22 protein-coding genes and 1 riboswitch are annotated in these 24723 nt (G+C 42.7%); of the genes, 17 read left to right on the forward strand and 5 right to left on the reverse strand.

The window, feature by feature from the left end:
* Positions 1 to 72: 72 nt before the first annotated feature.
* Positions 73 to 570, reverse strand: a complete 498-nt coding sequence (locus tag B2V22_RS02440; protein ID WP_290490280.1) for a GNAT family N-acetyltransferase — start codon at positions 568 to 570, stop codon at positions 73 to 75.
* A gap of 232 nt (positions 571 to 802) precedes the next feature.
* A riboswitch (TPP riboswitch) is annotated at positions 803 to 893 on the forward strand.
* A gap of 184 nt (positions 894 to 1077) precedes the next feature.
* Here B2V22_RS02440 and B2V22_RS02445 point away from each other — a divergent pair.
* The 14 genes from B2V22_RS02445 (at position 1078) to B2V22_RS02510 (ending at position 18150) form a co-directional block, all read left to right on the forward strand.
* Positions 1078 to 1917, forward strand: a complete 840-nt coding sequence (locus B2V22_RS02445) for a hydroxyethylthiazole kinase (RefSeq protein WP_290490281.1) — start codon at positions 1078 to 1080, stop codon at positions 1915 to 1917.
* Positions 1917 to 2543 carry a thiamine phosphate synthase gene (thiE, locus tag B2V22_RS02450; RefSeq protein WP_290490283.1) on the forward strand — a complete coding sequence of 209 codons (627 nt, stop codon included), beginning with the start codon at positions 1917 to 1919 and terminating at the stop codon, positions 2541 to 2543. The genes B2V22_RS02445 and thiE overlap by 1 nt, the downstream gene beginning before the upstream one ends.
* Positions 2544 to 3368, forward strand: a complete 825-nt coding sequence (gene thiD / locus B2V22_RS02455) for a bifunctional hydroxymethylpyrimidine kinase/phosphomethylpyrimidine kinase (protein ID WP_290490284.1) — start codon at positions 2544 to 2546, stop codon at positions 3366 to 3368.
* 744 nt (positions 3369 to 4112) lie between these two features.
* On the forward strand, positions 4113 to 5249 hold the full coding sequence (locus tag B2V22_RS02460) for a glycerate kinase (protein WP_290490286.1): 1137 nt from the start codon (positions 4113 to 4115) through the stop codon (positions 5247 to 5249).
* A gap of 154 nt (positions 5250 to 5403) precedes the next feature.
* Entirely contained in the window at positions 5404 to 6501 is a 1098-nt protein-coding gene (locus B2V22_RS02465) for an SLC13 family permease (RefSeq protein ID WP_290490287.1), read from the forward strand.
* Positions 6502 to 6839: 338 nt separating this feature from the next.
* Entirely contained in the window at positions 6840 to 8018 is a 1179-nt protein-coding gene (locus B2V22_RS02470; protein ID WP_290490289.1) for an ABC transporter substrate-binding protein, read from the forward strand.
* A gap of 266 nt (positions 8019 to 8284) precedes the next feature.
* Positions 8285 to 9442, forward strand: a complete 1158-nt coding sequence (gene nagA, locus B2V22_RS02475) for an N-acetylglucosamine-6-phosphate deacetylase (RefSeq protein WP_290490291.1) — start codon at positions 8285 to 8287, stop codon at positions 9440 to 9442.
* Positions 9443 to 9880: 438 nt separating this feature from the next.
* Positions 9881 to 11107, forward strand: coding sequence for a M20 metallopeptidase family protein (locus tag B2V22_RS02480; protein WP_290490293.1), 1227 nt, complete (start codon positions 9881 to 9883; stop codon positions 11105 to 11107).
* A complete protein-coding gene (locus B2V22_RS02485; protein WP_290490295.1) occupies positions 11079 to 12365 on the forward strand; it encodes a M20 metallopeptidase family protein in 1287 nt (428 codons plus the stop codon). The genes B2V22_RS02480 and B2V22_RS02485 overlap by 29 nt, the downstream gene beginning before the upstream one ends.
* Complete coding sequence (locus tag B2V22_RS02490) at positions 12358 to 13308, forward strand: ABC transporter permease (RefSeq protein ID WP_003142184.1); 951 nt, start codon at positions 12358 to 12360, stop codon at positions 13306 to 13308. Before B2V22_RS02485 ends, B2V22_RS02490 begins: the two co-directional genes overlap by 8 nt.
* Positions 13309 to 13389: 81 nt before the next feature.
* Positions 13390 to 14334, forward strand: coding sequence for an ABC transporter permease (locus B2V22_RS02495; protein ID WP_290490298.1), 945 nt, complete (start codon positions 13390 to 13392; stop codon positions 14332 to 14334).
* Positions 14335 to 14354: 20 nt separating this feature from the next.
* The gene (locus B2V22_RS02500; protein WP_290490299.1) at positions 14355 to 15983 is read left to right on the forward strand and encodes an ABC transporter substrate-binding protein; all 1629 of its coding nucleotides are present in this window, start codon (positions 14355 to 14357) and stop codon (positions 15981 to 15983) included.
* A 23-nt stretch (positions 15984 to 16006) separates the two neighbouring features.
* A complete protein-coding gene (locus B2V22_RS02505; RefSeq protein WP_290490301.1) occupies positions 16007 to 17191 on the forward strand; it encodes an ABC transporter ATP-binding protein in 1185 nt (394 codons plus the stop codon).
* 11 nt (positions 17192 to 17202) lie between these two features.
* A complete protein-coding gene (locus tag B2V22_RS02510) occupies positions 17203 to 18150 on the forward strand; it encodes an ABC transporter ATP-binding protein (RefSeq protein ID WP_290490303.1) in 948 nt (315 codons plus the stop codon).
* A gap of 76 nt (positions 18151 to 18226) precedes the next feature.
* Here B2V22_RS02510 and B2V22_RS02515 read toward each other — a convergent pair whose 3' ends face one another.
* From B2V22_RS02515 to B2V22_RS02530, 4 genes are read right to left on the reverse strand one after another with little or no spacing between them, the layout of a single operon-like run.
* On the reverse strand, positions 18227 to 19420 hold the full coding sequence (locus B2V22_RS02515) for a hypothetical protein (RefSeq protein ID WP_290490304.1): 1194 nt from the start codon (positions 19418 to 19420) through the stop codon (positions 18227 to 18229).
* Positions 19421 to 19436: 16 nt separating this feature from the next.
* Positions 19437 to 20252, reverse strand: a complete 816-nt coding sequence (locus B2V22_RS02520) for a hypothetical protein (RefSeq protein ID WP_290490305.1) — start codon at positions 20250 to 20252, stop codon at positions 19437 to 19439.
* The gene (locus tag B2V22_RS02525) at positions 20252 to 20938 is read right to left on the reverse strand and encodes an ABC transporter ATP-binding protein (RefSeq protein ID WP_290490307.1); all 687 of its coding nucleotides are present in this window, start codon (positions 20936 to 20938) and stop codon (positions 20252 to 20254) included. Before B2V22_RS02525 ends, B2V22_RS02520 begins: the two co-directional genes overlap by 1 nt.
* The gene (locus tag B2V22_RS02530) at positions 20931 to 21308 is read right to left on the reverse strand and encodes a GntR family transcriptional regulator (RefSeq protein ID WP_290490309.1); all 378 of its coding nucleotides are present in this window, start codon (positions 21306 to 21308) and stop codon (positions 20931 to 20933) included. Before B2V22_RS02530 ends, B2V22_RS02525 begins: the two co-directional genes overlap by 8 nt.
* Positions 21309 to 22059: 751 nt before the next feature.
* Between B2V22_RS02530 and B2V22_RS02535 the strand changes: the two genes are divergently transcribed.
* From B2V22_RS02535 to hisD, 3 genes are read left to right on the forward strand one after another with little or no spacing between them, the layout of a single operon-like run.
* Positions 22060 to 22866: an ATP phosphoribosyltransferase regulatory subunit gene (locus tag B2V22_RS02535; RefSeq protein ID WP_290490311.1), complete on the forward strand. Its 807-nt coding sequence runs from the start codon at positions 22060 to 22062 to the stop codon at positions 22864 to 22866.
* Complete coding sequence (hisG, locus tag B2V22_RS02540; protein WP_290490313.1) at positions 22863 to 23471, forward strand: ATP phosphoribosyltransferase; 609 nt, start codon at positions 22863 to 22865, stop codon at positions 23469 to 23471. The genes B2V22_RS02535 and hisG overlap by 4 nt, the downstream gene beginning before the upstream one ends.
* A complete protein-coding gene (hisD, locus tag B2V22_RS02545) occupies positions 23472 to 24722 on the forward strand; it encodes a histidinol dehydrogenase (RefSeq protein ID WP_290490315.1) in 1251 nt (416 codons plus the stop codon). It abuts the gene before it with no gap.
* Position 24723 lies beyond the last annotated feature (1 nt).

Here is a 24723-nt window from a genome sequence, read left to right on the forward strand (position 1 = left end):
CGTACATCATCCTTTCTCATGTCTATATATTAAATGGAAAAGGGCTTTGATGTATCCGTCCAAAGACCTAATTTAGAGATTTGTCTTCGCTAAGTCTAGATACATGATGTGTATGTCCACATAACGACTGTCTTTCACTTGGAAACCGCCTGGAATCGTACCCACAATTTCAAAGCCAAATTTCTCGTAAGTATGGACAGCAGCCTTGTTTTCGGCCACAACTGCGTTGAATTGAATCCCTCTAAAGCCACACGCTTTAGCTGTTTCAATCGATTTTGCTACCAAGTCATTGATTAAACCTTGACCACGGAAGGCTTGATTCACTGCGTAAGTCCCGTTGGCTACGTGACTTGCCCGACCTTCGTTATTTGCTTTAATCAGGTAGTAGCCAGCAATCTGATCATCCACCAACAAGACGTCAACTTGATCATAAGCAGCCAGTTTCTTCTCAAATGCGGCACTTGAATAGAGGTCTAAACCAGGGAAAGCGACACCGTCCACCAAAATATCGTTCCATATTTTTCTAAGAACTTCCGTGTCGACTTGTGTGTAATTTTTAAAAGTTTTCATACTTTTAGGCCTCCTATAAATTTGTATCGCATTCCCTTATTATACCCATACCAATCATATGCTTACAACAGTCCGTAAACAATAGCATTCTTTGGAAAGACGATATGCCATCTATGGTTATGGTAGATGAAGCATAAGACCGAAGGCTTAATTTTTAAACTATCGTTCAATAATCCCTCAAATTGAAAGGGTTGACATTCCTTTAAAAAATTGTTTGAATAGAGTTAATTCATAGAGACATTTGGGGTGCTGTGACAGCTGAGATTATACCCATGGAACCTGATACAGTTAATACTGGCGAAGGAAAATGTAGTAAATATTGTCAAAAATATGATTCGTTTGGCTTTTTGCCTTGCTAACATTCATTTGGACACTGTTTCCCCCTTTTGTCGAATACTGACAGGAAAGGGGGCTTTTTTTGTTTTCCAAAAGGTGTCTAGATAATTGAATACCAATGATACTTCACCATATTGATTTAAAAGATGCGATATTGAAAGGATTTAAAAGATGACAATCGATTTGTATACATTGAAAGCTTTACCAACTTACGACAACCCCTTCCCATTAGCCAAAAGCCCGCTAATCCAGTGCTTAACCAATACCGTGACGGTGGAATCGGTGGCCAACGCCTTATTATATGTGGGGGCGGCACCAGTCATGGCAGACCAGGCAGCTGAGATGGAAGATTTCTTCAATCAGAACGATGGGGCCTTGATCAATATTGGGAGTTTATCGCCTGAAAAAATCCGCAACATTTTATTGGCTGCTAGAACAGCTGACGAAACAGACACGCCTTTCGTTCTGGATTTAGTAGGGGTTTCAGCCAGTCCCTTGCGTAACGACCTAGCCCAAGAAATCAGCACATCCGCACCAGATGTTATCAAAGGCAACTTGTCTGAAATGCGGACTTTCTGTGGTTTAGGGTCAACTGGACGAGGTGTTGACGCAGGGGCCGATGACCAAAGCGAGGCGGCCTTAGTGGAACTGGGCCAAGCTATGCAAGAATGGGTGTCAGACCATGCGGGTACAACCTTATTAGCGACAGGACCAGTAGACGTGGTCGCTGATGCGTCAGGCATTTACTACTTGAAAAACGGCGTAGACAATCTTGGTCGCTTTACTGGGACGGGAGACATTGTCGGTGCCTTGATTACAGCCTTATTAGGTGCTGGCCAACCCGTCCTAGATGCTGTGATTTTAGCGGTATCTTACTTTAATTTATGTGGTGAAAAAGCGGACGCCACAACAAGAGGACTAGCCGATTTTAGACAAGCAACATTGAATAACCTGTCCCTATTGTTAGAAGACGATGATTGGTTAACAGGTATTAAGGGAGGTCAGCTATAATGGATTACAGTTTATACCTAGTCACAGCGGGTTTTGATTACCAAGAAGACGCCTTTTTACAAGTGGTTGAAGATGCGGTCAAGGCGGGGATTACTTTGGTTCAATTCCGAGACAAAACGGCAACCAGCCACGATGCTTATGCCTTAGCCAAAAAATTGAAAGCCATCACTGACCGATATGATGTGCCATTGATCATCAACGACCGGGTGGACTTAGCGCTAGCGGTGGATGCAGCGGGCGTCCACATTGGTGACGACGAATTGCCAGTTGACGTGGTCAGAAAACTCATCGGACCAGATAAAATTTTAGGGGTTTCAGCCAAAACCCTAGCGCGAGCTGAAGAGGCCTACCAACAAGGGGCGGATTATTTAGGCGTGGGAGCCATCTTCCCAACAACCACCAAGGATTCCAGCCTAGTGACGGTGGATACATTACAGACAATTACCAACCAAGTAGCTATCCCAGTTGTCGCAATTGGCGGCATTCAGCTAGACAATGTCAAAACATTAGCCGGAAGTGGGATTGCAGGGATTTCAGTCGTTTCTGAAATCATGCTGGCAGATTCGGTGACACAACGCGTAAGGGACTTAAAAGCTGAAGTAGCAGATATGTTGGAGGTGGACTAAATGGTAAATTCAACACCACAAGTATTGACAATCGCTGGGTCTGACTCAGGTGGGGGCGCAGGCATTCAAGCTGACTTGAAAACTTTCCAGGCCCTTAAAGCCTTTGGTATGTCGATTGTGGTCGCCTTGACTGCACAAAATACTTTAGGCGTCCAATCGGCCTTACCAGTGCCACTGGACTTTATTGATGCCCAATTTGCCTCATTGAAAGCGGACTTCAAAATAGGCGCTGTCAAAACAGGCATGTTATTTAACGGGACATATGTAGAGAATGTGGTTAAAAATCTGAAAGAGGTAGACTTTGGACCTTTAATCGTTGACCCAGTCATGGTGGCTAAGGGTGGTCACCAATTGTTGGACCAAGACGCCATCGACGCCATTCAAAATAAATTACTCCCTCTTGCAACCTTAGTTACACCAAATATTCCAGAAGCAGAAATTATCGCTGACATGACTATCAAATCAGAAGCAGATATGTTAAAAGCTGGTTTACAACTACAAGGATACGGGGCTAAAAACGTGATTGTCAAAGGCGGCCATTCAAAAGCAGAACAGGCCAGAGATTTAGTTCTCTTTGAAAATGGGGAACACTTATGGCTGTCTAGTCCACGGGTTAATACGGAAAATACCCACGGGACAGGGGATACCTTGTCAGCTGCGATTGCAGCTGAATTGGCTAAAGGAACTGACTTGAAGGATGCCATCATTATCGGTAAGCAATTTATCCAGGGTGCTATCTCAGACGGCATCGACGTCGGTCATGGACACGGACCAACCAACCACTGGGCTGATTTGTCAGATGATGTAGTCGTTGAAAGTAAATAAAAAATAAGAAAAAGGACCTAGACTAGGGACGAAAGTGCAGGCGCACTATCCTAGAGCTGGGTCCTTATTTTTATATGTTCAAGATTTATTACAGCTTAAAAACCTAACGTTTCTATCATCTCTTGGTGAGGTATACTTTCATCTTTTAACTTATGCTGTGCAATTGCTTTCTCTTGTAAGGTTAAATCCATTTGCTATTCTAAACTAGTAAGAAGACTTGTTCTCGCTAATTCTGAAACACTCAACTTATTAATTTGGCCATATATTGAATAAATAAGTATGCTTCATCCGTAACGCTTAAGGTAATGATATTCATACTTATACCCTCCTAGGGTGACTTTTTCTTCTGACGTCTATTAACCACAAAATCATAGATGGTTAAGATCACCATGTAGATAAGCGTTGCGATACTACCCATATTCATCATTTGACTACTCTGTGATACCAAGCCATAAAGTATGAACAGAGATAAGCAAAAACTAATAAAAAATCTTGTTTTAGACATGCCTAGCAAAATTATCACCTCATCAGTACGCGAAACGCTGATTTTTTTGGAATTTATCTAGCTTTTCCATCAACTTATGCGTTAAAGATTGCCTATATTAAATCCTTACCACTAATATTAACCTTAAAATATCACAAAATATTATCACTTTCAAGTTTACAAAAGCCTTCTATCTAGGTTTTGTAATCGCTTTTTTGGTAGAATGAAACAAAGACATTCAGGACGGGAGTGACAAGTATATGCATAAAATTTTAGTGGCACCGGATTCTTTCAAGGGGTCATTGACAGCTTTGGAGGCTTGCGAGGCCATGGCAACAGGCATTCGTCGAGCTCTGCCGGATGCGGAAATTGTGGAGATTCCCATGGCGGATGGTGGTGAAGGCACTGTCCAATCCCTAGTTGACGCAACGGATGGGAAAGTCATTGAAACGGAAGTGATTGGTCCCTTAGTAAATCTAGTAAAAGCTAAGTATGGGCTTTTAGGTAATGGCAAAACGGCCATCATTGAAATGGCTGAGGCATCTGGCTTAGGACACGTTACTGAAGAAACAAGGAATCCAATGGTGACGACAACATACGGAACTGGTCAATTGATTTTGGCTTGTCTTGACCAAGGTATTCAAGAGATTATTATTGGCCTTGGCGGTTCTGCAACCAATGATGGGGGTGCTGGAATGGCCCAAGCACTAGGCTACCAACTGATAGATAAGGGCGGCAATGAAATTGGCTACGGTGGTGGTGCCTTGGCTGACTTAGCAACCATTAAAGTTGACCAAGTAGATAGTCGTTTAAAAGATACCCACTTTATCATCGCTTCCGACGTCAACAATCCCCTAGTTGGACCATACGGGGCTTCAGCTGTTTTTGGCCCACAAAAGGGTGCGGATGAAGAAATGGTTGCTTCTTTAGACAAGAATCTTCAACACTTTGCGGACATTATCCAAAAAGATTTAAACAAATCAATCGCGAATACTCCGGGTGCTGGTGCGGCTGGTGGGCTTGGTGGTGGTTTTTTAGCCTTTACTGAAGCAGAGATGAACAAGGGGATTGAAATCGTTTTGGCCTATACAAAGTTGAAAGAAGCAGCTGTGGGCTGTGACTTATGTTTGACAGGTGAAGGGGGTATCGACTTCCAAACGAAATTCGGGAAAACCCCATTCGGTGTGGCACAGGCATTTAAAGCCGTCAATCCTGATAAAATAGTTATCGCTCTGGCAGGTAATGTTGGTAAAGGAATTGATGAGCTCTACACTGAAGGTATTGATGCGGTCTTCGGGATTGCACCAGGTGCTGCAAGCTTGGATGTCCTGATTGCTAATGCGAAAGATAATTTAGCGTCTACAACTGAGAATATCATTCGCGCTATTGAATCATAGTAAAAGTTCCTCTCGAATTAGCTATAAATGATGGTTATTTTACGTAGGTAATCCCACTTTCTTTTGGTAAAATAATGTATCATTTAATAGAGTCATCGCCGGTTTTTAGGCTGGTGGCTTTTTTATGGGAATACAAATTTGAGGGGATTTACTTATGCATAAAATGAACATTTGGGTACGGCAGAACATGCTTTTTGTGATTGCCGCAAGCTTGGCCATAATCGCTGTGATTTTCGGCCAATTTAATCCGACTTATATCAAATATGACGTCCTAGTCAGTTTATTCGGCTTGATGATTGTCCTAGCCTTTTTCCAGACGTCAGGCTTATTACGGTGGGCATCGATAAAACTGATCGACTGGTCTGGAAATAGCCGCGTCATCGTCCAATCCATGGTCTTGACCTCATTCTTTGGGTCTTTCCTGTTGTCCAATGACATCGCCGTCCTAACCCTACTGCCGATTTACTTGAACATCCTGCGTCACCTAAAAGCCTTCAAAGGGCGGGTGCTCGGTGCAGCCCTGATCGTCGTGGCCGCAAATCTAGGAGGTGTCTTCTTCCCCTTCTCCAACCCACAAAACCTTATCATCTATTCTACCTATCCAGTCGATTTCGTCAGCTTCATGTGGTGGACCCTACCCCTGATGGTAGCTGGGTTTGTTCTAGTGATGGCCGCTACTTTCTTCGTGGAAAAAAGGGAAGCCCACACACAAGTTGAGGGCCATGAAGTAGATAGGTCGATTGTTATTCAAGCTAGTATTGGCATGGTGCTTATGGTCATTGCTATCTTTGGCTTATTCAATGTTTTTTGGACCGTGACCTTTATTGTGGCCTATGTCCTCCTGACTAACTGGCGGTATTTACTGCAAGTGGATTATTTATTGCTACTGACTTTTGCGTCATTTTTTGTATTAGTCGGAAATATTACTGACTTAACAGTGGTCCAGTCTTGGTTGTCGGCCAACATTTCAAGCAAGGCCACGGCTTACCTAACAGGACTCTTGGCTTCGCAAGTCTTTTCAAATGTCCCAACCACTATTCTGGTGTCGCCCTTTACAGACCAGGCTCATAGCTTATTAATGGGGGTTAACATTGGGGGCTTAGGGACCATGGTCGCTTCATTAGCCAATTTAATCGGTTTTACCATTATTCGAAACGCTATGTCTGTGGATTCTAGGGCTTATTTCAAGATTTTCACCATCATAAATGTGGTTTTCGTCCTGATTTTAGGCCTCTTTTTCTTCCCATGGTAGCTTTTTCTCACTTTTTTATCATTATCCTTTAATTAAACCTTGCATTCTTGACCCTTTTAGTATAAATTAAAATTATATTAGAAAACGAAAGAGGCATCTCATTATGTTAGGTACAACACAAAATAATAAGCATATTGTCATTATTATTATTGATTCTAGGACTTAGGGAATTCGGCAGCAGCCAATTTCATATGTCCTATTTGTGTTGAAACACTAGATGGGACCTAAGCTTCCCATTTAGGGAGGCTTTTTTTATTGCTATAAGCAAATTTTTAGTCTATTTGATAAAGGTTTGCATTGTTGGTTTTTATTGGTTGGGTTTGTTTTAGGAGGAAAATATGAATTTGAAGAAATTTGGTTTAACATTATTATCTGCAGCCACTTTAGCTGCCTGTGGTTCAGTTACACAAACGTCTAACAACGCTTCTTCTGCAGGATCAGAAGATGCTGAGACGATTAACATCGGTGGGGACTTTGGTTTAACTGGCTCAGCATCTGCTTACGGTTCTTACATCAACGATGGTGCAACACTTGCTTTTAATGAAATTAATGAAGCCGGTGGTATTGACGGTAAAGAGATCAATTATGTAGTAACCGACAACAAGTCAAATGTTCAAGAGTCTGCTAATGAAGCCACTCGTCTGTTAGCAGAAGAAAACTTGTCCGTATTATTAGCGTCAGATATCGCAGCGTCAACAGAAGCAGCGATTCAACCAGCTGAAAACGCACAAGTGCCAATGATTATCCCTTCAGCAACCGTTGATGATTTAACATTGGATTCACAAGGAAATGTATTTGACTATGTCTTCCAAATTGCCTTCCAAATCTCTAATCAAACAGAAGCACTTGGTCGTTTTGCGGACGAGAAGGGTTGGAGTACGGCTGCCGTTTTACAAGATAACTCATCGGATTATGGTCAAAACTTAGCTTCTCAATTTGAGGAAGACTACTCAGGTGACGTTGTCATCAAAGAGTCGTTCTTATCAGGAGACACAGACTTCAGCTCAATCTTGAACAATGTAAAAGCCCTAAATCCAGACGTATTATTCATCGCTGGTTACTACCCTGAAGGAGGGGCTATCATGAAACAAGCCCGTGAAATGGGCATCGACGCTGCAATCTTAGGACCAAACGGATTAGGTAACGACGAATTCATCAACCTAGCTGGCGCAGAAAACGTTACTGACTTCTACTATGCAACAATCTTTGTAACAGGAGAATACGGTTCAGACTCAGCCAACGAATTCGCAGAGAGATACCGTGCAGAATTTGACACAGAGCCAGACTTGTTCTCAGCAGGTGGTTATGACGCAGCCCGCTTAGCAGCTGACGCCATTGACCGTGCTGGTTCAACAGACCCACAAGCCATCCGCGACGCTCTAGAAGAGACCCAAGATTTTGAAGGGGTAACAGGAAACATCTCATTCGATGAAGACCACAACCCAGTAATGGACTCATTCGTAGTAGGCTACACAGAAGGCGAAATCTCATCAGTAGAAGCCGTTACTGCAGAGTAACATCCACTTTTTTTCAAAAAGGATACCAAGACCAATTTGGGTCAATATTAGTAGAAGAGTCGCGATTTTCATGTCGTGGCTCTTTTTGTCGAATACAGCTAATATTGTAAGCTATTTCTACACATAGCAGCTGAAACATTTTTAAGATATACGAAAATTGATTGATTGTCTTAGGATGATAGGATCAAGTAGCGTATAATATATAATGGATTAATAAATCAAATTGAAAATGTATATTATATTATAGAAAGAAAGTGTAGGACATCTTGATAGAAGAAAACAAATATTATATCTATGCAGATCGGATTATCTTAGCGGATGAAGTGGTAGAAAAAGCTTATTTAGAGGTTCATGACGGTAAGTTTGGCTATGCAACTTTAGAGAAACCCGTAAAAGGTGAGGTTAAAGATTATACGGGCTATACAGTGGCCGCTGGTTTAGTGGATACCCACATCCATGGTTTCCAAGGGGCAGATGTGATGGACGATGATTTTGAAGCGGTACAAACCATGTCTAAAGGTCTGCCATCAACAGGTGTGACTGCCTTTTTGCCAACGACCTTAACGTCTTCTGCTGACTTATTGACTTCAGTGGCTGAAAAAATCGGTGACCACTACGAGGAAGCTGAGGGGGCGAAAATCTTAGGCATCTTCTTTGAAGGACCATGGTTCACGGAAGAACATAAAGGCGCGCAAAATCCAGCCTATATGGGCGATCCTGACTTAGGTCAATTTGAAATCTGGCAGTCAGCTGCTAAAGGATTGATCAATAAAATTGCCTTAGCGCCAGAGCGGCAAACGGCCAAAGCTTTCACAGAAACCGTCACGAAAGAAGGTGTTCGTGTAGCCCTAGCCCACTCGTCTGCAACATACGAAGAAGCGACTGCAGTGGTCGATGCGGGTGCTAACATTTTCATCCATACATATAACGGGATGTCTGGTTTACACCACCGCAATCCTGGAATGGTTGGGGCGGCGATAGCAACGGATGAAACTTATGCGGAAGTAATCTGTGACGGGAAACATGTTCATCCAGGAGCAACCAAGGCTTTGGTGAAAGCCAAAGGCTGGGACAAAACGGTCTTAATTACAGATGCTATGTCAGCGGCGGGCATGCCGGATGGCCACTACCAATTGGGTGAATTCCCGGTTATTGTCAAAAATGGTGAAGCACGACTTGAGTCAGGTAATTTAGCCGGTTCAGTCTTAACCTTGATTCAAGCGGTTAAGAATGTGGTGGATTGGGGCGTTGTTGACAGCGAACATGCCCTGCGGATGGCGTCACAAGTGCCAGCAGCCTCTGTTGGTTTAGAAGACCAAGTTGGTGTGATTGCACCAGGCCGTGCGGCAGACTTTATTGTGGTTGATGCTGATATGAACCTAAAAGAAACCTACTTAAACGGTGTTTCTGTATTTCAAGATTAAAAATTAGATTTAAAAATGCGTTTGTGCAGGGGAACGACTTTCTACTCACCGCCAATTTTTAGCACCAAGCTAGCTGACATGAGTCAGCTAGCTTGGTGTTTTTGTTTACCAAAAAGCAAGATCCTCACAAAGTCGCCTTATCTACTTTATTGTAATGTTACATTATATAACAATGACTGTCACAATTATGCGTAAATCAGGCTTGTGCCTACATCAATTGGTAAAATATTTTAAGGCACCAAAAGCTTGAAACGACCGTGAAAATGAGCGAAAAATTAAAATATGATGATAAAAAGGGCTTGCACATAATATTTTTTCAATCTATAATCTAGTCATCGGTTAATAAATCTTACATTTATGACATTATATGTTAAGTAATATAACATAAAACGTCATAGCAGTATAGATAATCAGACAAGAAAATTAGGGGTGGAGAAGATGAACCAAGAATCCAATCATCATGCTTTGAATTATCAAGCGTATGCCAGTGAAACATTCGAACATTTACACCGTCATCCAGAAATATCTTTTCATGAATACCAGACCAGAAAGTTTATTCGCCAGGAGTTAGAAAGTTTTGGCTACACTGACATTGAAACGGATGTTGGTGGAGGTGGGGTGGTCGCCAGACTTAAAGGTGACAAGCCAGGTCCGACTATTGCCTTTCGGGCCGACATGGACGCGCTACAAATTCAGGAAGAGACAGACTTAGCTTATAAGTCGGCAGTTGACGGGGTGATGCATGCCTGTGGTCACGATGCGCATACGACGATCTTGCTGACGGCTACCCAGTACTTGATTCAATTAAAAGAAGAAATCGCTGGAACATTGGTATTCCTTTTCCAACATGCGGAAGAAGTGAAACCAGGTGGTGCCAAGTCCATTATGGCATCCGGCGCCCTAGACGATGTGGATAAAATCTTTGGCCTTCATGTGTCAGGTGAAAAAGCCTTTGACGGCACCATCTCTTACCACGAAGGGTTTGCGACCGCCAATTCAGACACATTCGCCATCGAAATTCATGGTAAAGGCGGTCACGCAGCCAGTCCTCACCACAATGTAGACGCGACTTTAACAGCTGCGTACTTAATCCAGCAATTACAGTCCATTGTCTCCCGCCATAAAAACCCTATGGATCCTGGTGTTGTTACAATTGGAAACTTCCATGCAGGTAACGGAGCAGCTAATGTCATGGCCGACGTTGCTAGCTTAAATGGGACGATTCGGACTTATAATCCTGACTTACGTGCCCTTGCAAAAAAAGATTTATTCTCCCTATCTGAGGATATTGCGTCAGCCCACGGGGCTTCAGTCAAGATAGATTTCATCGACGGCTATCCAGCCCTCTACAACCATCCAACGGAAACGCAAACAGTAGTTGAAATCTTTAAAGACCGGTTTGGTGCGGGGATGGTTAATGAAAAGCCAGCCAGTATGGGTGGGGAAGATTTCGCCTACTACGTCCAAAAAATTCCAGGACTATTCTATTTTATTCCAGCGGGTGCCCGTCCTGACGGAGAGAATTACCCCCATCACCATCCAAAATTTGAAATTGACCAAAGATGTCTCATGTTGGGACTAGAAACCATCTTAACCATCGTCAATCATTATGTCATCGAAAGTGAGGTTGAAGCCTATGTTGAAAGCAGATATAGCGAGTACTAGTCGAATCGAAAGTGAAGTCAGCCAAGCCACGGCAGCCCTTTTGGCCAAATGGTTAAAACATGCAGCGTCTATTGAATCAGATGTTGTCCAAGTCCGGCGCCACCTACACAAAAATCCTGAATTGTCTTTTGAAGAGGTGGAAACAGCCAATTTCGTTTATATGGAATTGCTGTCGGCCAAAATCTTTGATATCGACCGGAATGTGGGTGACGGCTACGGAATTGTCGCACGGGTTCATGGGGCTAAACCGGGACCGACTATTGCCTTAAGAGCAGACATGGACGCCTTACCAATCACTGAAGAAACAGATTTACCCTTTGCATCGGAAAATCCAGGTGTCATGCATGCTTGCGGGCATGATATCCATACCGCAACACTTTTAGGAGTGGCTCAAGTCATTCAAGCCCACCGCGATGAATTTGCGGGTACGGTTATTTTCATCTTCCAACACGCTGAAGAGAAGAAACCAGGCGGTGCTAAAGCCATTGTAGACGCTGGTTACTTGGCGGGTGTGGACGCGGTATTTGGCCTGCATGTTGATCCTTCAAAAGAGTCCGGCACTGTCGGTTATTCACTGGGTTATGGGTCAGCTGCTTCAGATGCCTTTGAAATTAAGATTCAAGGTCGGGGCGGTCATGCATCATCTCCTCATACAGCTATCGATTCTGTGGTCATTGCTGCTGAAACGATCGCCAACCTACAAACTTTAGTATCTCGGGTATCCAACCCCATTGAACCCTTGGTCGTGACTGTTGCAGGGGTGGACGCTGGTATGGGTGCGCCAAATATTATTGCCGACACAGCGACTCTTGTCGGCACAGTTCGGTCCTCTTCGCCAGAAGGTCGGGTCACAATCAAGGACCAATTCATTCAAATCGCTGAGATGACAGCAGCCATGCATGGTGGATCAGCCAGTGTGGATTACGACGAGGGTTATCCAGCCATTCAAAACACCGCAAGCATCGTGACTGACTTAGTGGCCGCCATCGACTACTCAGCCGTTTTCACAGAGGTTATCGAAAATACGGCCGCAACAGGCGCTATGATGAACGGTGAAGACTTTGCTTACTACCTTGAAGATACACCAGGCGCCTTCTTCACTGTCGGTTGTGACTTCCTGGAAAAGGATAAGCAAGGTCAAGCTAGCTATCCTTTACATAACAGTAAATTCGTAGCCAACGAAGCTTGTATCCTAAACGCTATGTCGCTATTTCTGGTTATTTTAAGTCAATATTTAAAGGTGGTGCCTCATGATTAAATACCTCAGCAAACGATTACTACTAATTGTGCCAGTCTTGTTGATTATCTCCATTTTAGCCTTCGCCATGATTCAAATGGCGCCAGGTGACATTGCCGATTTATACCAATCACCGGATGCCACCCCTGAACAAATAGAAATGATTCGGGAAAACTTAGGGTTAAACGATTCAATTGTGGTCCAATATTGGCGGTGGTTAAGCAACCTATTTACAGGCGACTTAGGTTTCTCATTTAGAACGAGAACAGCCGTTACAGGTTTAATCGGTGAAGCGCTCTTACCAACTTTACAGTTGATGTTTGGGACCTTGATTGTTGCCTATATTGTGGCTATTCCACTAGGGATTTATGCAGCTAACCATAAAAATACCTGGATTGACCACTTATTGACGACTTTTTCTTTTGCCGGTGTGTCTATGCCTAACTTCTTCTTAGGGATGCTATTGATTTATTTCTTTTCTGTGGAATTAGGTTGGTTACCCATTGGTGGGATGGAAAACTTGTCCGGAGATATGACTTTCTGGCAGGCTCTTTCTTACTATGTATTACCTACTTTAGTATTGGGGGCGTCGTACTGTGCCAACATGACCCGGTATGTCCGGTCAACCGTTATTGGGATTAACGAACAAAACTATATGCGGACAGCAGTTGCTAAAGGATTAAAAGAAGAGGAAATGATCAAGCGTCATACCTTGCCAAATGCCCTAGTGCCGATTTTAACCGTTATTGGGTCTGATATTCCCCGTTTAATCGGTGGGGCAGTCGTAACGGAACAGGTATTCCGCTGGCCAGGGATTGGGTCATTGATGATGGCGTCTATTAATGCACGGGACTATCCAGTCATTATGACTATTACCTTGATATCAGCCTTTGCCGTATTAGCATGTAACTTATTAGTAGATGTATCCTACGCTTACGTCGATCCACGTATTCGTTACGAATAAAAGTAATTGTGCGAAAAGGTGCCTTTCATGGCATCGGCGCTCACACATTAACAGGGTATTAGGTATTAGGAGGGGAAAGAGATGGCTGAAGACCACTTATTTAAAGCGACTTATGCGAGTCCAAAAGATTTTATGGATCAACATATACTTGCTCATGAGACACAAAAAAAAGATACAAGCATCAAGCAAACTGGTTACTGGACTATTATTTGGCAACGGTTTGCCCGCAACAAGGCGGCTGTATTTGGCCTAATTTGTTTTACCATTTTATTAGGCGCAACAGTATTTGCTGGGGTAATTGCCCCTTTTAATCCAGATGAAATTGTAGGTGGGTTTCTACAAGCCCCTACAGCGACCCACTGGCTAGGAACAGATGAAATTGGCCGAGATGTATTTTCTCGTTTACTTTATGGTGGCCAAGTCTCTATGTTTGTTGGGATTGTGTCGGTGCTGATTTATGCAGCTATTGGGACTAGCTTAGGTTTATTAGCTGGATTTCTAGGCGGTGTTTGGGACTTTTTAATTATGCGTTTAACTGAAGTGATTATGTCCTTCCCTTATTTCTTAGTAGTCCTAGTTGCAGTTGGAATCCTTGGACCATCTATTTGGAACGTGACGATCGTGATCGGTTTATTTGGTTGGGCACCGCTTTGTCGAATAGTCCGAGCAGAAGTGATGAAACTAAAAGGTGCTGATTATATTCAAGCAGCCGTTGCTTCTGGTTATTCAACAAGCAACATTGTCTTTAAGCAAATCGTTCCAAATATTTTGTCACCAATTTTAGTCAATATGACTTTTGGGATTTCAACTTCTATTATCACAGAAGCTTCGCTTTCCTTCCTAGGTGTAGGGGTTGTACCACCTACTGCCTCATGGGGGAATTTGTTGACTGCAGCTCAGTCCCTATCGGTATTAACCATGCAATCTTGGCGGTGGATACCAGTTGGATTGGCCGTATTCTTAGCCGTTTTATCCATCAACTTTATTGGTGAAGGCTTACGTAGCGCAGTTGAAGGTGAGATATAAGACTGGGAGGAGGGAAAACCATGAAAACAAAACGATTATCGCTAGTTATCGCAACAGTGGCCGCCTTTGTACTTGCCGCCTGCGGTACATCCAATGATAGTTCAGTGGGTCTAACGACTGAAGTCCAAGCCCAAGAAACAAGCACTACTGACAATACACTGGATATTGGGACAACTAACACCATTTCCGGTTTTAACGTTTTTAACACCACAGACGTTGCTGGGCAATGGATTCAACGGTTCATGTACCCATCATTACTAGACCAACCTGAAGCAGGCGTGTTTGAACCCAATGTCGCTTCAATGACAACAGAAGACAACTTAGTTTATACCATCACCATAAAAGATGACGTTGTTTGGTCAGACGGGACACCTTTTACAGCGGGTGATGTGGCTTATAATTTCAATGTCATCGCTAATCCAAATGTTGAAACTTCTAACTCAGCCAATCTGAAGTCTATCGAAGGGTTGGATGATGCTGGTAAATTAGCGGAAGGGACTGAAATCATTTCCGGTGTTCAAGTAATTGATGACAAGACCTTAACCATTACCTTGAAGACACCCACTGACCCAGCTTACGTTTATGAAAACATTGGCTTTAAGATTATGATTGCCCCTAAGCATGTTGTAGAAAAAGAAGATATCTATAACCTGGGTTCTTCTGAATTTGCCACAAATCCGACTGTTTTTGCGGGCCCTTATAAATTCGTGAAATATGAGTCAGGATCTTACGTCAAGATGGTGGCCAATGAAAGCTACCATAAAGGCAAGCCAGCTATTGAAAATGCCATCGTTCATATTATGGATTCAACCGGTATGGTGATTGCCCTTCAAGCAGGTGAATTAGACATGACTGCTGGTGGTGGGATTGCTTTGATTCCAATTTCAGACATCAAATTCCTTGAACAAAATGAGGACATCTATGTCGAATCTAGCTACGGAACCTCAGTCCAGTTTATGTATATCAACAATGAAAAATTCGATAATGCCACTTTTAGACAGGCCCTTTTAGCGGCTATTGACCGCGACCGGATGTCAGACGGCTTATTGCAAGGGGAAGGGGAAGTTATTCCAACTACCTATACCTCAATTTCAGCCTATAAAGACCCGGACTTAGACCCAGTGGCCTATGACCCAGATCGTGCCAAAGAATTGCTAGCAGAATCAGGGTTTGATACTAGTCAGACCATTAAATTGGCTGTCCCAACCGGAAATATTACCCGGATGAATGCCGCCAACTTGATTGAACAAGACTTAGAAGCCATTGGACTAGATGTTGTCCAAACATCAGCCGACTTTACCACCCACGCGGCCAATGTGACAGCAGGCGACTACGACCTAGCTATGATGGGGTTAGCGTTAAACGTTGACCCAGACCAAGGCTCTTACTGGTCATCATCAGGGTCAAACCAAGTCAATATTAACGACCCAGAGCTCGACCAATTAATCAGCCAAGGTGCATCACAAACCAACTTTGAAGACCGTTACGAAACCTACAAAGCCATCCAAGCCCGTTTCCAAGAACAAGCTTACCTAGTGCCACTGTATTCTGATTACCAATTCACCATTCAAACCACCGACCTGAATGGTGGTATCCAGCCATTCTGGTTTGGATCCCTAACAGATATTCAAGGATGGACCTTCAACTAGGCCACAGAAAGGATTTGATCGACATGCGCAACGACAAGATACTCGAAGTTAAAAACCTCAAAATTTCCTTTAAAACTCTAAACGGCGTCCTACCAGCTATTCGCGACGTATCCTTCTCCTTGAAAAAAGGGGAGACACTGGCGATTGTTGGCGAATCTGGATCAGGGAAGTCTGTATCCACCAAAGCCATCACGGGTTTATTGGCTAAGAACGTGACCAATATTGAAGGTGGCGAAATCCTTTTTAAAGGACAAGACCTTTTAAAAGCCAGTAAGTCCGACTTAACCAAGATTAGAGGGTCTGAAATTGCCATGATTTTCCAAGACCCAATGACCTCACTGAACCCAGTAATGACAGTTGGCATGCAAATCGCTGAAGCTGTGATGGCCCATACTAAAGTCAATAAGGCAACGGCCATGCGCCGAGCCATCGACCTCATGGATAAGGTAGAAATTAAAGACCCAGAAACAAAGGCCTACCATTATCCGCACCAATTTTCAGGCGGGATGCGCCAACGGATCATGATAGCCATGGCCCTTGCTTGTAAACCAAAAATCTTAATTGCAGATGAACCAACGACAGCCTTAGATGTGTCTGTTCAAGCCCGCATTATTGAATTAATCAACCAATTAAAAGATGAATTTAATACTTCCGTTATCTTTATTACCCATGATTTGGGCGTCGTGGCCAATGTGGCCGACCGAGTAGCTGTCATGTATGCTGGCCGTGTTGTTGAAACAGGGACTACTAATGAAATTTTCTACCACCCACAACATCCTTATACATGGGGCTTACTAGAAGCGACCCCAACCTTGTCGACAGAAGATGACAACTTGTATACTATTCCAGGTAACCCACCAAATATGGCCAAGTTGGCAGCGGGGGACCCTTTTGCCCCACGGAATCCTTATGCACTAGATGTTGATTTTGTAAAAGATCCACCTATGTTCGAGGTCTCAGAAACCCATCAGGCAGCAACCTGGTTACTAGATGAACGGGCACCAAAAGTGACTTTACCAGTAGGTATTCAAGCGCGTTACGTGGTCTACCAAAGTATTTTAGACCGGACTGAGGCTGAAAAAGCCCAAGTTGACAAAGAATCATCGCGGTCAGCTTATGGCTTGGCGGCCTTTGAAAATGCCGACCCAACAAATGGGCCTTATCTATATGAAGAATTAGCCGAAGTTATACCAGCTTATGAAAATTAGGAGGGGATTTGATGACAGATATTGTGTCAGTGAACCATGTGAAAAAAGTCTATGCTGAGGGGCGGGCGGAAGAAGTAATCGCCGTAAATGACGTATCTTTTACCATTAAGGCAGGGGAAACCTTTGGCTTGGTAGGAGAATCAGGGTCTGGTAAGTCGACAACAGGGAAACTTTTGATGAAATTAGAAAACCTAAGTGATGGCGAAATCAATTTTTTGGGTCAGGATATTGCCCAAATAAAAGGTCGGCGTGACCTATTGGCCTTTAGAAAAGATATCCAAATGATTTTCCAAGACCCCTTTGCCTCTTTAAATCCTAGGATGACAGTGGGGGAAATTATTGGTGGGCCAATGCGGATCCATGGCTTGGTGAAAACTAAGCAAGAACAAGAAGCTGCTGTAGCAGAATTAATGGCTCAAGTTGGTTTAGACCCACTATATGCTAACCGGTATCCGCGGGAGTTTTCAGGGGGTCAGTGTCAACGGGTCGGGATTGCCAGAGCGCTAGCCCTTAGACCAAAATTAATTATCGCAGATGAAGCCATTTCAGCCCTTGACGTATCCATTCAAGCCCAAATCGTTAACTTATTGAAAGACTTGAAAGTCACCAATGATTTAACCTATTTATTCATTACCCATGACTTGTCTATGGTCAAATATATTTCTGACCGGATTGGCGTCATGTGCCAAGGGCGGTTGGTTGAAATCGGTACAGCTGATGAAATCTATAACAACCCCTTGCATGACTATACCAGGTCCTTGTTATCGGCAATTCCAACAGCGGATCCAGAGTCAGAAAAAGTCCGTCAACGACTTCACTTTGACGGCTTAGCTTATAGTGAGGATCAATGGGCGGACTGTAGCTTAGTTGAAGTGGCTCCTGACCACTTTGTCTATTGTCACCCAAGCGAAGTAGCTGGATACAAAGACCAGGTAAAACCGGCTTTGGCATTGGTATAAATATAGGCGCATACGAAAAAGGTGGTCTGGAATTTTTCCAGGCCACCTTTTTAATATTTTTCACGACATCATTTTCTTATTGAAGGAATTGTTGTTCTTCAACACTGGTGATTTTTGCGAAAGAATATGGACTATTTTCTTCTATAGTATATTCTTCTACAGTGGTCGTTTCACCAGTGGCAATATCCACTCGTTGCAATTGGCCTGTTTTGCCATCTGCAATGGTTTGGAAGATATAGCCATTGTCAATGTAGTAGTCAGAGGCTTGTTCAAGGTCTGACTGCCATATTTGGTCAAAGTTTTGGCTCTCCATGTCGTAAGCGTAAATACTTAATTGACTAGGATAGCTACCGTAGTCATTCTCCACATAATTATTGGTTAAGACAAAGATTTTATCTTCAATAATCATCGGCGTAAGGTCGGTTTCACCAGATTGTTCTTCTAAAGCACTTACTAATGATGACGTGTCCATGAATTGTTTGTTACCGTTTGTTGGATTGATAATCTCATAAGTAGTTGGAGAGATATAGTCTTCACTGTCTTCATTATTTGTTGCTGCTATTGGCAACAAGTGGTACTTAGGGTTACGGCTTAACCCGTCAACACTGCCTAAGTACAATTCATAACTCGCATTGTCCATGGTTGCAACTTCCGTGATTTCGCCATCTGCCTTGTTTAATTCAAAGGTTTTTAAATAGTCTGCTTGGTCGTAGTCTTGTAGGAAGGCATATACCAGGTAAATGGTCGTGTCATCTTCAGCGATTGACATCAAGGTATTACCAGTCCGGTCTGCTTGGTCTAACTGAAAAGACGGTGTGGTATAGGTCCAGTTGCCTTCATCATTTTTTTGAATTAAGGTCAAGTCTAATTGGGCTTTGTTATCACCTAAGAGGGTATCAGCCTGCCATAATTGTAGGTCATCATCTTCCAAAATCAAACGTGCATTAGACAAATTTGGGCGGTCGAACAAGGAGAATTTTTTGTAGACCGCATCTTGAACTTGGCTGGTAAACATACCATAGCTATCATTGATCGTAGGAATTAGCACGTCACCTCGTCTTGATAGAGGAATCCAGTTAATTGAATTCGAATCATCTTCGGTTGATAGATAAAGGCTCGATACCTGGGTTTCTTGCCCGCTTGCTTCAGAGTTTACACTGGTTACCTTTACAGGTTTAAAGGTGCCAACCCTAAGCCAGACGAATAAGGACACACCAGCAATTACCGCTAGGAAAATAAGGGTCAGCCAGTTTTGTTTACGCATTTTCATCATGATAGCTCCTTTCTTAAACACTGACATAATGGTTCATCAACCATGACATCATGTAACCGTTGATAATATTTGCGGCATAAATGAAGACTAAGACGATAATAGTTGCTTCAGTCGCTGTAAGAGACAGGGTGAGTGTTGAAAAGGCCATCAGGTAGATAAGGGCAATAGATACCAACCAGTAAATGACGATATGTATAATCGTCCGAGCCCATGTATAACCTCTCGCACTTAGTAAAATGATCATGCTATTCATTAAGGTGAATAAGAACCATAAACCACCACCATAGGTCAGAAAAGTTTGTCCTGGATAGGGCGGGAACAAGACTAAACTCGTTTGCATCTTAGTCGCAATTTGAATCAAAACTGGTGTCGTCGTATAGTTATCAGCAAACATGATAGAAAAAGCGGTGTTTGCAACATAGAATACAGCCAATTGTAAAATCAAAATTCCAGCCATCATGATTAAGGTAGAGATTAGCTTGGCGTAGGCAATTGGTGCCCGGTTCCCAGGTAAACTTAACAATCGGTAAATAAAGCTTCCTTGAAAATGCCAGTCGCGAATCCATGAAAATACCGCGTAAGCGAGTAAAGCAAAACCAGTGGCTCCAATAATCAAGGTAAAGGCCATGCTATCGTCAAAAGCCGATGCTAAGTTGGTAATTGGGAAGCGGTAATCTGTGGTATTTCCGGATGCAATCGCCTTATAGCTTGCCCTGACGTTTCCAAATACCATGATTCCTTCAGTCACTAAGACAAAAGCGATTAGCAGGAAATAAAACCCTTTTGCTCGTTTTAATTCGTCCGTGATTAAATTCAGTAATTTTATCATTAGCGATACACCTCCCACATCTTATCGGTAATCGACTTGCCTTCTTCTAAACGTAAATCTTCCGTATAGAAATCTTGAATAATTCGGCAATCTTTTAACATGACTACCCGGTCCACCAAAGTTTCAATCTCATTAATTTCATGGGTTGAAATTAAAACGCCACGTCCAGCCATCAACTTACTCGTGAAGACATTGGCAATTTCTTCTCTAGTAAAGATATCAATCCCAGAAAAAGGTTCATCCATAATGAGGTAATCCGAGTTTAAAGTTAGACCAAGCAGCAAGTTCACCTTAGCCGTATTTCCCTTAGACAAGTGTGAAATCTTTTCATCAGGATTTAAATTGAAGAAAGTCAGCAAGTCTTTAGCTAAGACTGGATCATAAGTACTGTAGTAAGTGGCCATAAAATCTAAAGCTTCTTGAATAGTCATCTCTTTCGCCACGATGATGCTGTCAGGAATGTAAGAAATCCGGTTAAAATCATTAAAATCGATCGGTTTACCATCAATTAAAAATTGACCAGAGGAGATAGGGGTTAACTTCATCAAACCATTCATCAAACTCGTTTTCCCAGACCCATTCTCCCCTATTAAAGCCGTAATTTCTCCAGGTTTAATAGAGAAAGACACATCCTCGAGAATTTTCTTTGCCCCATAAAATTTATTCACCTTTTCAATCTCAATCATCTTGTTCACCTCGTTTTTGGAAATATTCTGTCATGTAAGTGGCAATCTCATGCGGGTCCATATTCAGGACCTGTGTGGTATCATAGAAGACCGCCATGGCCTGCTCCAAAGCATCACGCTTTAGTTGTTGAATAATCATTTGGTTTTCCGTCACTCGACTTGGCACATTTGCTTCTGACACAATAATCCCTTCTTCCTCTAATGATTTAAACGCCCGCTGAACCGTATTAGGGTTGATCTTGAACATTTTGGCGATATCACGACGAGAGGGCAACTTATCCCCAGCCATCAATCGGCTAGCAACAATCTCCCTCTTATAATGGTCGGCTAATTGTATATAAATCGGCGTCTGCTTATCAAACACAACCATGAAGACCCTCCTTTCAAAAATACTTTATCAAAAGTGTATTATCCAATTGATACACTTTCTCTATCTGTATTATATGGTTGATACACTTAAAGTGTCAATAGCGGGATGCTATGAAGATCATTTAATCATTTTTATTGGCAAAAAGAGAATAGGTTGACAAGCATATGGGTATTGAGGGGGATACAAATCAATTCGCTACAGAAGAGCGCAATCGTGTATAAAAATTCAACTAAGACAGATTAGTCGCGTACGTTCTATTTCAGTACTTTTTTGACAAAGCATTGACGACGTTGGTTCAGGGGGAAAAGCAAACAGATTTAAAGAAACAGTTGAAAAGTATAGTGAATGTTTACTAGCATAATGCTTACGCTTAACCAAAATCAGCAAATTAAGAAGAATGATTTATGTATAAATTAGAATACTATTAAAAATCACTTGACTTTTTAATTTGAACATTTTATTATGAGTGTAATCAAGTGAGAGACAGTAAAGATTAAGAGATAGGATCAACATTTCCAGAAAGTCTGTGGTTGCTGTGAACAGATAATGTCCCCTATGAAGACACGCCTTTGCTTAAATGACACGTAGTCCGGTGGCACCGTTATAGCCAGACTAGCGGATAAAGACTAGTCAATGAGGTTATAAGTGTGAACTTATGACGAATTAAGGTGGGAACACGTTTCGGCGTCCTTGATCCAGTGATGGATTGAGGGCGTTTTTTTATTATTTTACATTTTGAAGGAGGGGCAACATGGCAGCATCTTACGTATTACAACGAATTTCGTTAGCGAGAGATTATCTTGAAACAGTATCGAATGCAGGTTTCCAATTAATTGATTTGAATATGGTGGAACCATTTGATGGGGACGGCAAAGCCGAATACCCGAGCAACATTGTATTTGAAAAGGAAGGGCAACTATATGCCATTCGTAGTGATTGGACTCGGTCCATTTTAAATTACATGAAGACTTACGATCTTAAACAAGATAGCTTCGCTTACTACGGTCCAATGGTGAGAGATCACCAATCAACTTACCAAGCAGGGGTTGAATTAGTGGCGCCAAGTGCTAGTCAAATGGCTAATACCATTGAACTACATTTAGATTTCGTTGAACAGATGAGCCAAGCGTCTTTCAATATGATTGTTGTGAATAATGAAGAAATTTTAGACAAATACATTGAAAAATTTGCTTTTGGTCCTGAAATCAAAGGCTATGTAATTGAGAAGAACCTATCGGCTCTTGGCAACACTATTGGTAAAGACCATTATTTCTACCAATTGATGGCTAAACCAGTTTCAGAGCAGTTTGACCTAGTGAAGAAGGACTTTGGTGATAATGAAGAAATGGCTGTGATTCACTTGTTGAAAGAGACACTTGAAAAACGCAACACCAAAATGGTGCTTGATTTATCATTCCGGTCGCCACAAAAATACTATAACGGCTTTTATTTCCAAGCCTTTCTACAAGGGAATTCCAAACCTATCTTCTCAGGTGGACAGTACGCTAATGGCTGGTTTGGTATTGGATTGAATTTATCTAAAGGAGGATTTCTATGATTACTGTGGCTTTAGCAAAGGGTCGTGTTTACAAGGCTTTCAATAAATTTTTAGCCGATAAGGGTTTAAATGACTATGCGGAGGCCTTGACAGATGGTGGTCGTGATCTCTTCCGTGAAGTTGGCGGTGTTAAATTCATTTTTGCAAAAGGAAAAGACGTCCCTACTTATGTGGAGCAAGGGGTTGCAGACCTTGGTGTTGTAGGATCTGACACGATTGCTGAAAAGTCATTTAATGTCTTGAATGTGTCTGAATTGCCGTTTGGCCAATGTCGACTAGCGATCGCTGGACCTATCAACTTGGATGAGTCGGATATCAAAGTGGTGGCAACGTCATTTCCAAATATTACCCGCAAGTACTTTAACCAACAAAAGCAAGATGTATCCTTAATTTTTTTAAATGGTTCGGTTGAATTGGCACCGATTCTAGGTTTAGCTGATGCGATTGTGGATATTGTCCAAACAGGGACAACGTTAAAAGAAAATGACCTTGAGGAGTACAAAACCATTTTGCCGGTACAAGCACGACTGATTGCCAACAAGCAGTCATTCTATACGAAAGAGAAGGAAATCTACAAATTTATGCAAGAAATTGAGGTGGTATAAATGGATGTAGCAGCATTTCAAACGACGTTTAGCGCGAAAAATCAAGAGACAGGGGACCTTAACCGGTTGGTGGCTGTGCAAGAGATGATTCAAGTGGTTCGGGCAAATGGGGACCAGGCAGTCATTGACTATACCAATCAATTTGATGAGCAGGCTTACCAAAATGCGGAAGATTTCAAAGTGTCATCTGAACGGTTGAAGGCGTCTTGGGACAACTTAGACCCAACTTTACAAACAGCGCTAGAAAAGGCTAAAGACCGGATTGAAACTTACGAACGAGCGGGCTTATATGCGGACCGACCTGGAGAAGAAATTTCCTATGTTTACAACGCTTTAAATAGTGCGGGATTTTATATTCCTGGTGGGAAGGCCTTGTACCCGTCTACGGTTTTGATGACGGTTGTGCCAGCCATTGTTGCGGGTGTTGAAAACTTGGTAGTGACAACGCCTGTTTTCACGGAAGAATCAGTGACTTTCGCAGCCTTATACTTATGCGGCATTCGTGACAATGTGTATGCGATTGGCGGAGCGCAAGCAGTTGCTGCCATGGCTTACGGGACTGAAACCATTCCTCAAGTGGACAAGATTTGTGGCCCGGGGAATGCCTATGTGGCGACTGCCAAACGGTTGGTTAACGGGGATGTATCGATTGATGCCATTGCTGGGCCGAGTGAAATCCTCCTGTATGTAGATGAAACGATTCCGGTTGATGCCATTGTTTACGATATTTTCGCCCAGGCGGAACATGACCAAGACGCTCGAACTTTCCTCTTGTGTGAGTCAGAAGATTTTCTTGGCAAGATAGCCGACCGAATACAAGTTTTGTTACCTAGCCAAAAACGAGCGGATATTATTGAAGCTTCAGTTAAAAACAACCACTATGCAATCTGTGATACGAGACAACAATTGATCGCCGTCTTGAATGATATTGCACCAGAGCACGTGTCCATTCAACATGCAGCTCAAGATGAGATTGTTGATCAAATCAAATACGCGGGGGCTGTTTTCAAAGGCTACTACGCTATGGAAGCAATTGGTGACTATGTGGCAGGGCCATCGCATGTCTTACCAACTGGTCGTACTGCCCGGTTCTCGCATGGTTTAACCGCTAACGACTTCCGGACTTCGCACGCCATTATCAATACATCAAAAGCCACCTATGAAGCTATTGGGCCGGCGGGTCAAGCGATTGCTGAGGCTGAAGGACTGGAATGTCACGCTCGGTCAATTGCCATTCGAAAGGAAGGTTAAG

Origin of the sequence: Aerococcus sp. UBA6277, assembly GCF_002440555.1 — a bacterium.
Classification (GTDB): domain Bacteria; phylum Bacillota; class Bacilli; order Lactobacillales; family Aerococcaceae; genus Aerococcus.